General features: G+C 66.2%; 9 protein-coding genes and 3 tRNA genes. All 12 read left to right on the top strand.

The window, feature by feature from the left end; translation table 11 throughout:
• Positions 1-30: 30 nt before the first annotated feature.
• Positions 31-1,497: an NAD(P)H-hydrate dehydratase gene (locus FHW79_RS21020; RefSeq protein WP_183180739.1), complete on the top strand. Its 1,467-nt coding sequence runs from the start codon at positions 31-33 to the stop codon at positions 1,495-1,497.
• Positions 1,498-1,602: 105 nt separating this feature from the next.
• Entirely contained in the window at positions 1,603-3,168 is a 1,566-nt protein-coding gene (locus FHW79_RS21025; RefSeq protein WP_183180740.1) for a malonyl-CoA decarboxylase, read from the top strand.
• 161 nt (positions 3,169-3,329) lie between these two features.
• Positions 3,330-3,414 (top strand) — tRNA-Leu (locus tag FHW79_RS21030).
• Between the two features lie 91 nt (positions 3,415-3,505).
• Positions 3,506-4,840: a trigger factor gene (gene tig / locus FHW79_RS21035; protein ID WP_183180741.1), complete on the top strand. Its 1,335-nt coding sequence runs from the start codon at positions 3,506-3,508 to the stop codon at positions 4,838-4,840.
• Positions 4,841-4,941: 101 nt separating this feature from the next.
• Positions 4,942-5,577 (top strand): ATP-dependent Clp endopeptidase proteolytic subunit ClpP, encoded by a 636-nt coding sequence (clpP, locus tag FHW79_RS21040; RefSeq protein ID WP_109071948.1) that lies wholly within the window; start codon positions 4,942-4,944, stop codon positions 5,575-5,577.
• A gap of 212 nt (positions 5,578-5,789) precedes the next feature.
• Entirely contained in the window at positions 5,790-7,058 is a 1,269-nt protein-coding gene (clpX, locus tag FHW79_RS21045; RefSeq protein WP_014240114.1) for an ATP-dependent Clp protease ATP-binding subunit ClpX, read from the top strand.
• A 286-nt stretch (positions 7,059-7,344) separates the two neighbouring features.
• Positions 7,345-9,759, top strand: coding sequence for an endopeptidase La (gene lon, locus FHW79_RS21050; protein WP_183180742.1), 2,415 nt, complete (start codon positions 7,345-7,347; stop codon positions 9,757-9,759).
• A 164-nt stretch (positions 9,760-9,923) separates the two neighbouring features.
• Entirely contained in the window at positions 9,924-10,196 is a 273-nt protein-coding gene (locus tag FHW79_RS21055) for an HU family DNA-binding protein (protein ID WP_038528397.1), read from the top strand.
• 106 nt (positions 10,197-10,302) lie between these two features.
• Positions 10,303-10,377, top strand: a tRNA-Val gene (locus FHW79_RS21060).
• A 164-nt stretch (positions 10,378-10,541) separates the two neighbouring features.
• Positions 10,542-10,618, top strand: a tRNA-Asp gene (locus FHW79_RS21065).
• A 343-nt stretch (positions 10,619-10,961) separates the two neighbouring features.
• Entirely contained in the window at positions 10,962-11,330 is a 369-nt protein-coding gene (locus FHW79_RS21070; RefSeq protein ID WP_014240120.1) for an NADH-quinone oxidoreductase subunit A, read from the top strand.
• Positions 11,321-11,863, top strand: a complete 543-nt coding sequence (locus FHW79_RS21075) for an NADH-quinone oxidoreductase subunit B (protein WP_014240121.1) — start codon at positions 11,321-11,323, stop codon at positions 11,861-11,863. Before FHW79_RS21070 ends, FHW79_RS21075 begins: the two co-directional genes overlap by 10 nt.
• Positions 11,864-11,867: the final 4 nt, after the last annotated feature.

Here is an 11,867-nt window from a genome sequence, read left to right on the forward strand (position 1 = left end):
GGTGGTGCGGGAGTGCGGTGGGTGGAGGCGATGGACGAACTGCTTTCCGTGGCGGAGATGTACCGCGCCGACGCGCTGACCATGGCGGGCGGCGTTCCGGGGCCTGTGCTGATGGAAGCGGCGGGCGCCGCGGTGGTGCGGGCGGTCTGCGAGCGCTGGGCGCCGCACCCGACCGTCGTGCTGTGCGGTCCGGGCAACAACGGCGGCGACGGCTTCGTCATCGCGCGCCTTCTTCTCGAGGCGGGCTGGCCGGTGCGGCTGGCCCTGCTGGGATCGCGCTCCGCCCTGCGCGGCGACGCGGCGGTGGCGGCCGGACGCTGGACCGGGCCGGTGGAGGCCGCCGATCCCTGGCTCCTTGAGGGCAACCCCCTGGTCATCGACGCGCTGTTCGGGGCCGGGCTGACCCGCCCGCTCGACGGCATGGCGAAGGAGGTGGTCGAGGCGATGGCGGGGCGCACCGTCGTCGCCGTGGACGTGCCGAGCGGCCTGCATGGCGACAGCGGCCACGTGATGGGGGTGGCCCCGCAGGCGGCGCTGACCGTCACCTTCTTCCGCCGCAAGCCCGGCCATCTGCTGCTGCCGGGCCGGGTCCTGTGCGGCGAGGTGGTGGTCGCCGACATCGGCATTCCCGACACCGTGCTCGACGCCATCGCGCCGCGAACCCTGCTCAATGGCCCCGCCCTGTGGCGTCGCCGCTATCCCTGGCCGCAGTTCGACGCCCACAAATACGCGCGGGGGCACGCGGTGGTGCTGGGCGGGGCGCGGATGACCGGCGCGGCGCGGCTGTCGGCGCGGGGTGCGTTGCGGACGGGGGCGGGGCTGGTCACGCTGGCCTGTCCGCCCGACTCGGTGCCGATCTATGCCGCCGGCTCGCCCAGCCTGATCGTGACCGACGTGGCGGATGGCGCCGCCTTCGCGGCGCTGCTGGCGGACCCGCGCAAGAACGCGGTGCTGCTGGGCCCGGGGGCCGGTGTCGGGGCGGGCACAAGGGACCATGCGCTCGCCGCACTGGGCGTCGGCAAGGCCTGCGTGCTGGACGCCGACGCGCTGACCAGCTTCGCCGAGTCGCCCGCCGATCTGCTCGACCGGCTGAACGGGCGCTGCCTGCTGACCCCGCACGAGGGCGAGTTCGCGCGGGTGTTTCCGGATATCGCGGCGCAGGAAGGCGGCAAGCTGACGCGCGCCCGTGCCGCGGCGGAGCGCTGCGGCGCGGTCGTCCTTTTGAAAGGCGCGGACACGGTGGTCGCGGCGCCGGACGGGCGGGCCGTCGTCAACGCCAACGCTCCGGCCGATCTGGCGACCGCCGGGTCGGGGGACGTGCTGGCGGGCATGGCGCTCGGGCTGATCGCTCAGGGAATGGACGCGTTCGACGCCGCCTGCGCGGCGGTTTGGCTGCACGGCGAGGCGGCGAACGCCTTCGGACCCGGCCTGATCGCCGAGGATCTGCCGGACGCGCTGCCGGGAGTGCTGAAGCGGCTCAAGGCGGGAGCGCGCTGACCCGATTTCCCCTGGGCATACATACGCCTGGACAGGGGGCTTACCCTTAAGGCCGGGCTCAAGCTATGGCTTGCCGAGAGCGCGCCCGCACGCCAGACTCTGGGTATGAGCGAGACGCCCGAGATCAAATCCGCTGAGACCAAATCCAGCCCGCCCGGCTTGGCCCAGCCCCCCGCCATAGGGGCGGGAACACCGCTGGGCCTGCTCGACCGCACGCTGGACACGCTTCGCGCGGGCTGGCGCGAGATCGCCGCCTCCGCCCGCGGGGTGGTCGGCGCGGCGCCGCGCGCCAACCTTCCCAAGGAAGACGCGGAGCGGCTGAAGGAGCAGATCGAAGCCTGCCTGGAGGGCCGCGGCGGCGAGGTGTCGGCGCGGGCGCGGGCGGCGCAGCTCGGCCGCACCTATCTGGCGCTGGACGGGCAGGGGAGGCGCAATTTCCTCATGATGCTGGCGCGCGACTTCGACGTCGACCGCGCCGCCGTCGACCAGGCAATGGCGACCTTCCAGACAGCGGGCGACCCGGTGTCGCGCGGCCACGCCGAGCGCGCCCTGCGCCGTGCGCTGGAGCCGCCGCGGCTGCGGCTGCTGACCCAGTTCAACGGCCTGCCGGAAGGGGTGAAGTTCCTGGTGGACCTGCGCGCCGAACTGATGGAGATGGCGCGCGGCGAACCACTGCTCCAGGCGCTGGAGGACGATCTCAAGAGCCTGCTGCGCAACTGGTTCGACGTCGGTTTCCTGGAGATGCACCGGATCACCTGGGACAGCCCGGCCTCGCTTTTGGAAAAGCTCATCAAGTACGAGGCGGTGCACGAGATCAGCGGCTGGCGGGACCTCAAGGACCGCCTCGATTCCGACCGCCGCTGCTTCGCCTTCTTCCACCCGCGCATGCCGAACGAGCCGCTGATCTTCGTCGAGGTCGCGCTGGTCCAGGGCATGTCGGACAACGTCCAGGCGCTGCTCGACCCCTCCGCGCCGGTCTGCGACCCGAAGAGCGCGGACAGCGCCATCTTCTATTCCATCTCCAACGCCCAGGTGGGGCTGGCGGGAATCAGCTTCGGCAACTTCCTGATCAAGCGGGTGGTCGACGGGCTGATCGGGGAGTTTCCGAACATCAAGTGCTTCGCCACCCTGTCGCCGATTCCCGGCTTCCGCCGCTGGCTGGACCGCGAGTTGGCCGAGCGCGGCGATTCGCTGCTCACCCCGTCCGAGGCGGAGCGCATCGCCGAGGCCATGACGGCGCTTCCGAATGGCGGCGAATCGGACGCTATGGACGATCCGGACGAACGCCCGGTACTCGCCGCCGCCCTGGCTCTGCCCTCCTGGCACACCGACGAGGAACTGCAGAAGCAGCTTCGCAGCCCGCTGATGCGGCTGTGCGCGCATTACCTCACGACGGCGAGCGCGTCGGACCGCCGCAGCGAACGGGCCGGCGCGGCGCCGGCGCGGGCGCTCGACCCGGTCGCGCACTTCCACCTCAGCAACGGCGCCCGCATGGAGCGGCTGAACTGGCTGGGCGACCGCTCGGCCAAAGGGGTGCGGCAGTCCTGCGGGATGATGATCAACTATCGGTACAAGCTGGGCGAAATCGACACCAACCACGAGGCTTATCGGGGGGAGGGCAAGGTCAACGCCTCCTCCGCCATCCGGTCCTTGGGAAATGGGGGCGCGTGATGCGGTCCGCCCTTCCGCGCCGCCCCTCCGGGCGCACCCACCAAAGGCGTGCGGAACAGCGCCCATTTTGCCTGTTTGCGGCGCGAACCCTGTGCTATAGAGCGGACTTCGCCGGCAGTCCGTCGGGTGTTCCGCACCCGTCGCGGGCTGTCTATGCCATTGCGGGCGTGGCGGAACTGGTAGACGCGCCGGATTTAGGTTCCGGTGACTTCGGTCGTGGGGGTTCGAGTCCCTTCGCCCGCACCATGGCAACAGCTTGGACCGCATGGGAACACACGGTCTCGGGCCGCCCGGACGGGCGCCGCCGGGCCGGACAACGAGATAGGCTTTCGTTCCGATGAACATCACCGAGACCAGCGCCGACGGCCTGAAGCGCGAGTACAAGGTCGTCATTTCCGCCCAGGATATCGAACAGAAGGTGCAGGGCCGGCTCGAAGAGCTGCGCCGGACGGTGCAGCTCCCCGGCTTCCGTCCGGGCAAGGTGCCGGTTGCCGTGATCAAGCAGCGCTACGGCGGCAGCGTGCTGGCCGAGGCTCTGGAGGATGCGATCGCCGACAGCTCGCGCCAGGCGCTGAACGAGCGCGGCCTGCGCATCGCCATGCAGCCGAAGATCAACGTCGAGAAGTACGAGGACGGCGGCGACCTGTCCTACACCATGGGCGTCGAGCTTCTGCCGGACATCGAGCCGGGCGACCTCAGCGGCCTGGAGCTTGAGAAGCCGGTCGCCACGGTCGAGGACTCGGCCGTCGACGAAGCGCTGACCCGTCTGGCCTCCGCCCATTCGGTGCAGGCCCCGGTCACCGAGGACCGCGCGGCCGAGAAGGGCGACATCGCCGTGATCGACTTCGCCGGTTCGGTCGATGGCGAGGCCCTGCCGGGCATGGACGGCAAGGACTACCCGCTGGAGCTGGGCGCCAACCAGTTCGTTCCGGGCTTCGAGGACCAGCTGGTCGGCGCCAAGGCCGGCGAGCACCGCACGGTGAAGGTCACCTTCCCGGCGGACTACCCGCACGACCGCCTGAAGGGCGCGGACACCGTGTTCGAGGTGGACGTCAAGGAGCTCCGCAAGAACGTCCCGGCCGAGGTCAACGACGACCTCGCCAAGGAGTTCGGCATGGAGAGCCTGGAGAAGCTGCGCGAGGCCGTCGGCGACCGCATCAAGAGCGAGTACGCCAACGTGTCGCGCCTGCGCGTCAAGCGCCAGCTCCTCGACAAGCTGGCCGAGGCCCACTCCTTCGAGGTCCCGCCGGGCATGGTGGACGTCGAGTTCGAGGGCATCTGGCAGCGCCTTCAGCAGGAGCTGCAGAACGGCACCGCCGGTGAGGACGCCGGCAAGCCGGAAGAGGAGCTGAAGACCGAGTACCGCGGCATCGCCGAGCGCCGCGTGCGCCTGGGTCTGCTGCTGTCGGAGATCGGCCGCCGCAACGACATCCAGGTGACCCAGGACGAGATCAACCGCGCCCTGATCGCGGAAGCCCGCCGCTTCCCCGGCCAGGAGCGACAGGTGTTCGAGTTCTTCAAGCAGAACCGGGAAGCGCTGGAAAACCTCCGCGCCCCGATCTTCGAGGACAAGGTCGTCGACTACATCTTGGACCAGGCCAAGGTCAGCGAGAAGCCGGTGTCCGCCGAAGAGCTGATGAAGGACCCCGACGAGGCGGCCGAGGCGGCCTGACGTCAGAAAGGTTGAGGGGCGGCCTACCGGTCGCCCCTTTCCATTCCTATATGTAGACTGCTCAGACGACTAACCGAGCTGCGGGAGCAGGGAAGACCACCATGTACGACTTCGAACCGAAGATGAATGCTCTGGTCCCGATGGTCATCGAGCAGACCAACCGGGGCGAACGAGCGTACGATATTTATTCGCGCCTGCTGAAGGAACGGATCATCTTCTTGATCGGTGGCGTGAACGACGCCGTCGCCAGCCTGATCTGCTCGCAGCTGCTGTTCCTGGAATCGGAAAACCCGAGCAAGGACATCGCGCTCTACATCAATTCGCCGGGCGGCTACGTCTCGGCCGGCTTGGCCATCTACGACACCATGCAGTACATCCGTCCGCAGGTGTCGACGGTGTGCATGGGTCAGGCGGCCTCGATGGGCTCGCTCCTGCTCGCCGCCGGCGCGCCGGGCAAGCGCTTCTCGCTGCCCAACAGCCGGATCATGATCCACCAGCCGTCGGGCGGCGCCCAGGGCCAGGCCTCGGACATCGAGATCCAGGCCCAGGAGATCCTGAAGCTGCGCTCGCGCCTCAACGACATCTACGTCAAGCACACCGGTCAGTCGCTCGACACCATCGAGGCGGCCATGGAGCGTGACAAGTTCATGTCGCCGGAGGAGGCCAAGGCCTTCGGCCTGATCGACGAGGTCGTGGAAAAGCGTCCCGGCTCGATCGGCGACGGCAGCGCCGCCTGATGGGGCGCGCGAACTAATGATTGATTGCGCCGGTTCCCTGTTGTTGAATGATGGGGAACCGGTCCGATGGATCGGGTTCGAAGGATGAGCGGATGCGTTAACCTTGTCTCGGGCCTTCCCCGGGACAACCTTTGAAAGGACCGGCGTCGGGGGACGCCGCAGGCGGTTGACAGGTTATACGGATCAGTCCCCCGCGAGATGACGGAGTACCGATGAGCAAGTCCAGCAGCGGCGATTCGAAGAACACGCTCTACTGCTCCTTTTGCGGCAAGAGCCAGCACGAGGTCCGCAAGCTGATTGCCGGTCCGACGGTGTTCATCTGCGATGAATGCGTCGAGCTGTGCATGGACATCATTCGCGAGGAGAACAAGACGACCCTCGTGAAGTCCCGCGACGGCGTGCCGACCCCGCGCGACATCCATGCGGTACTGGACGATTACGTGATCGGCCAGCATCACGCGAAACGGGTCCTTTCTGTTGCGGTGCACAACCACTACAAGCGGCTGGCGCACGGCACGAAGCACAACGACGTCGAATTGGCGAAGTCCAACATCCTGCTGGTCGGCCCCACGGGCTGCGGCAAGACGCTGCTCGCCCAGACGCTCGCCCGGATCATCGACGTTCCCTTCACCATGGCCGACGCCACGACGCTCACCGAGGCGGGTTATGTCGGTGAGGACGTCGAGAACATCATCCTCAAGCTGCTCCAGGCCGCCGATTACAACGTCGAGCGGGCGCAGCGCGGCATCGTCTACATCGACGAGGTCGACAAGATCAGCCGCAAGTCCGACAACCCCTCGATCACGCGCGACGTGTCGGGCGAGGGCGTGCAGCAGGCCCTGCTGAAGATCATGGAGGGCACCGTCGCCTCCGTGCCTCCGCAGGGCGGCCGCAAGCACCCGCAGCAGGAGTTCCTGCAGGTCGACACCAGCAACATCCTGTTCATCTGCGGCGGCGCCTTCGCCGGGCTGGACAAGATCATCGCGCAGCGCGGCAAGGGCACCTCGATCGGCTTCGGCGCCGACGTCCGCGGCCCGGACGAGCGCTCGACCGGCGACATCCTGCGCGAGGTCGAGCCCGAGGATCTGCTGAAGTTCGGCCTGATCCCCGAGTTCATCGGCCGTCTGCCGGTGGTCGCCACACTGGCCGATCTGGACGAGTCGGCTCTGGTCGAGATCCTCACCAAGCCGAAGAACGCCCTGGTCAAGCAGTACCAGCGTCTGTTCGAGATGGAGGACGTCCGTCTGGAATTCTCCGACGACGCCCTGCGCACCATCTCCCACAAGGCGATCCAGCGGAAGACCGGCGCGCGCGGCCTGCGGTCGATCATGGAATCGATCCTCCTCGACCCGATGTTCGATCTGCCCGGTCTGTCCGGAGTGGAAAGCATCCTGGTCAACAAGGAGGTGGTCGAAGGGCGCGCCAAACCGCTCTACGTCCACGCCGAACGCCGCGGGGAGCAGCAGGCGCCGGGCGCCTGAGGTCTTCGCAGCGAGGGACAAAATTGGGTACGGGGAAGGGCGCTTCGGGCGCCCTTCGTCGTTTTTGGCTTTTGGCGCATCGGGGGGCGTGCCAGGGCGTGAAATCGGGGCCAACCCGCCTGCCGCACCGCCATACGGAATTGGGGTGCTGGCCCTTGAAGGGGGGCTATGGCTGTGCCACGTTAGAAAAAGTGCCGGTTTCCGATCCCTGTGCTCATCCCCCGAGGCGGGGGTCCTCCCAGGCCCATCCCGGGCTGACGGCGTCCCAATGAAAGAGGCCCAATCAATGTTCGAAATCCCTCGTGGTGCCCTCTATCCGGTCCTGCCGCTCCGCGACATCGTGGTTTTCCCCCACATGATCGTGCCTCTTTTCGTCGGCCGCGAGAAATCCGTGCGCGCCCTGGAAGACGTGATGAAGGACGACAAACAGATCCTTCTCGTCACCCAGAAGAACGCCGCGCAGGATGATCCGACGCCGTCCGATATCTACAGCGTCGGCACCGTTGGGACCGTGTTGCAGCTTCTGAAGCTGCCCGACGGAACGGTGAAGGTGCTCGTGGAGGGAGGCCAGCGCGCGTCCATCACCAAGTTCGCCGAGAACGAGGAATTCTTCCAGGCCCACGCCGACCTCGTCGAGGAGAAGGTCGGGGAAAGCCAGGAGCTTGAGGCGCTGGGCCGGGCCGTCGTCTCGCAGTTCGAGCAGTACATCAAGCTCAACAAGAAGATCCCGCCGGAGGTTCTGGTCTCGATCAACCAGATCGAGGAGCCGGGCAAGCTGGCGGACACCGTCGCGTCCCACCTCGCGCTGAAGATTCCGGAGAAGCAGCAGCTGCTGGAATGCGCCACGGTGTCGGAGCGGCTGGAGCGGGTCTATGCCTTCATGGAAGGCGAGATCGGCGTCCTGCAGGTGGAAAAGCGCATCCGCAACCGCGTCAAGCGGCAGATGGAGAAGACCCAGCGCGAGTACTACCTCAACGAACAGCTCAAGGCGATCCAGAAGGAACTCGGCGAGACCGAGGACGGCCGCGACGAGTCGGCCGAGCTGGAAGAGAAGATCAACAAGACCCGCTTCTCCAAGGAAGCCCGCGACAAGGCCCTGGCCGAGCTGAAGAAGCTCCGCTCGATGAGCCCGATGTCGGCCGAGGCGACGGTGGTGCGCAACTACCTGGACTGGATGCTGTCCATTCCGTGGAAGAAGCGCACCAAGGTGAAGAAGGACCTGAAGCTCGCGCAGAAGATCCTTGACGCCGACCATTACGGCCTTGAGAAGGTCAAGGAACGCATTCTCGAGTATCTCGCGGTCCAGAACCGCATGAACAAGGTGAAGGGGCCGATCCTCTGCCTCGTCGGGCCGCCCGGTGTCGGCAAGACCTCGCTCGGCAAGTCGATCGCCAAGTCCACCGGCCGCAACTTCGTGCGCATGTCGCTCGGCGGCGTGCGGGACGAGGCCGAGGTCCGCGGCCACCGGCGCACCTACATCGGCTCCATGCCCGGCAAGGTCATCCAGGGCATGAAGAAGGCGAAGTCGTCCAACCCGCTGTTCCTGCTGGACGAGATCGACAAGCTCGGCGCCGACTGGCGCGGCGACCCGTCGTCGGCCCTGCTGGAGGTCCTCGACCCCGAGCAGAACGGCACCTTCAACGACCACTACCTGGAGGTCGACTACGACCTGTCGGACGTGATGTTCGTCTGCACGGCCAACACGATGCGCATGCCGCAGCCGCTGCTGGACCGCATGGAGATCATCCGCGTCGCTGGCTACACCGAGGATGAGAAGGTCGAGATTTCCAAGCGTCACCTGATCGAGAAGCAGGTGGAGGCCAATGGCCTTAAGAAGGGCGAGTTCGCCATCTCCGACGACGCGCTGCGCGACCTGATCCGCTACTACACGCGGGAAGCCGGCGTCCGCAGCCTGGAGCGCGAGATCGCCAACCTCTGCCGCAAGGCCGTGAAGGAGATCCTGATGAAGGGCTCCGCCGGCGCGAAGGTCTCGGTCACCCGCCGGAACCTCGACAAGTACGCCGGCGTCCGCCGCTTCCACTTCGGCGAGGCGGAGCTTGAGGATCTGGTGGGCGTGACGACCGGTCTGGCCTGGACGGAAGTCGGCGGCGAGCTGCTCTCCATCGAGGCGGTGGCCCTGCCCGGCAAGGGCCGCGTGACCACCACCGGCAAGCTCGGCGACGTCATGAAGGAGTCGGTCCAGGCGGCGGAGAGCTACGTCAAGTCGCGCGCCACCGCCTTCGGCATCAAGCCGACGCTCTTCGAGAAGCGGGACATCCACGTCCACGTGCCCGAAGGCGCCACCCCGAAGGACGGCCCGTCGGCCGGTGTGGCGATGATCACCTCGATCGTGTCGGTCCTCACCGGCATCGCGGTCCGCAAGGATGTGGCGATGACCGGCGAGATCACCCTGCGCGGCCGGGTGCTGCCGATCGGCGGCCTGAAGGAGAAGCTGCTGGCCGCCCTGCGCGGCGGCCTCAAGCATGTGCTGATCCCGAAGGACAACGAGAAGGATCTCGCCGACATTCCGGACAACGTGAAGCGCGGGCTGGAGATCATCCCGGTCAGCACGGTGGACGATGTCCTGAAGCACGCCCTGGTCCGCGAACTCGAGCCCATCGAGTGGAAGGAACCGGAATCGGTCGAGCCGGCGGTCGCCAAGTCGCAGCCCGACGGCGGCGGCGAGGTGCTGCGTCATTGATCGAGTCCGGCGTTTAAAACGCCGTTAAAGCGCCACCAAGCCTCGCATCGCCCGCCCGTCTGCAATTGACGGGCGGGCGATGTCGCGTTTATCGTCTGAACGCGCGAAGTCATTGGGCGGCTTTGCTTCCATTTTCTTTGCCGATTGGGGAAGGGGGGAAGTAAGTGAACAAAAACGATCTGGTGGCGCACGTCGCCGATGCTGTGGGTTTGTCTAAAACTGATGCAACCAAGGCCGTCGATGCGGTGTTCGATGGCATTGCCGACTCGCTGAAGAACGGGGAAGAAGTCCGTCTGGTCGGCTTCGGAACCTTCGCGGTGTCCGAGCGCGCCGCCAGCGAGGGACGCAATCCGCGCACCGGCGAGAAGATCGCCATTCCCGCGTCGAAGCAGCCGAAGTTCAAGCCCGGAAAAACGTTGAAAGATGGTTTGAAGTGATGACGGCTTGAACGGGTGGGGCAATCCGGGCATAGTGCGCGCCGGTCAGCATCCGCTGGCCGGCTTTGCGTTGTCTGGAGCGCCAATCCGGACAACAGTGCGGCGCGGGCGATTAGCTCAGCGGTAGAGCATCTCGTTTACACCGAGAGGGTCGGGGGTTCGAAACCCTCATCGCCCACCATCGCGCCCCGGCCGGCCCGGCCGGCACTTTTCAAATTCGTGATTGACAGGCCATGCGTCGGGCGGCTAGAAACCGCCCATCGGCGACGGGCGGCTGCCCCGGAAATTGCGCTGCGATCTTATGACACGGACGCATGCTTTGCGCATTTCACTTCGCCGCGTTGCGCGGGTGTAGCTCAGTTGGTTAGAGCGCCGGCCTGTCACGCCGGAGGCCGCGGGTTCAAGTCCCGTCACTCGCGCCATTTCCTCCTTCCCCACTCTCCTTTTTGCAATGAAAACGAAGCGTTCGCGGCTTTACCGGCGGGTTCGTGATCCCTATATCCGGTAAGCTCGACCCGCATATCCGATAAGCCGGATAGAGAGAAGGGTCATTTAAAAAGTTTGGTAATACCAAGGACATCCGCTCATTTCCGCAGAGTGGATTCATTGGCCGAAAGCGATTCAAAGCGCTTTCCTTGATCACGCTCTCGTCATATATTCCGGCCCGTCTGATGGGCTAATCCAAGGCATTCCAGCCACGACACCGCGCGTCGGCCGATTACGGCCGTACCGGCGATCGTGGCGTGGGCTTATGGGAGGACCGCGGTGACCAACCCGCTGATCATTGAGTACCTTCCGATCCTGGTGTTCCTGTTGATCGGTATCGCGCTGGCCGTGGTGATGGTTGGCGCGTCTTACGTCATCAGCCCGAAGAATCCGGATTCGGAGAAGCTCTCCCCCTACGAGTGCGGCTTCGAGCCGTTCGAGGACGCCCGCACAAAGTTCGACGTGCGGTTCTACCTGGTCTCCATCCTGTTCATCATCTTCGACCTCGAGGTCGCCTTCCTGTTTCCGTGGGCCGTGGCGCTCGGGGACATCGGCCTCTTCGGCTTCTGGTCGATGATCGTGTTCCTCGGGATTCTGACCATCGGCTTCATTTATGAGTGGAAGAAAGGAGCTCTGGAATGGGAGTAGAGGCTGCCAAGCTGGCGCCGATTCCGCCCGGACCGGAACAGGACGCCTATCTCCGCGCGGTCACCGAGGAGATCCAGGAAAAGGGCTTCATCACGGCGAAGTACGAGGACGTGCTCGCCTGGGCCCGCACCGGCTCCCTGTGGCCGATGACCTTCGGCCTTGCCTGCTGCGCGGTGGAGATGATCCACGCCTACATGAGCCGGTACGACCTGGATCGTTTCGGCGTCATTCCGCGCCCCAGCCCGCGCCAGTCCGACTGCATGATCGTGGCCGGCACGCTGACCAACAAGATGGCCCCCGCGCTGCGCAAGGTCTATGACCAGATGCCGGAACCGCGCTGGGTGATCTCGATGGGCTCCTGCGCCAACGGCGGCGGCTACTATCACTATTCCTACTCGGTGGTGCGCGGCTGCGACCGGATCGTTCCGGTCGATATCTATGTGCCGGGCTGTCCTCCGACCGCGGAAGCGCTGGTCTACGGCATTCTGCAACTCCAAAAGAAGATCCGGCGCGGCAACCGCATCGCTCGCTGAATAA

The organism is Azospirillum sp. OGB3, from assembly GCF_014192915.1.
Classification (GTDB): domain Bacteria; phylum Pseudomonadota; class Alphaproteobacteria; order Azospirillales; family Azospirillaceae; genus Azospirillum.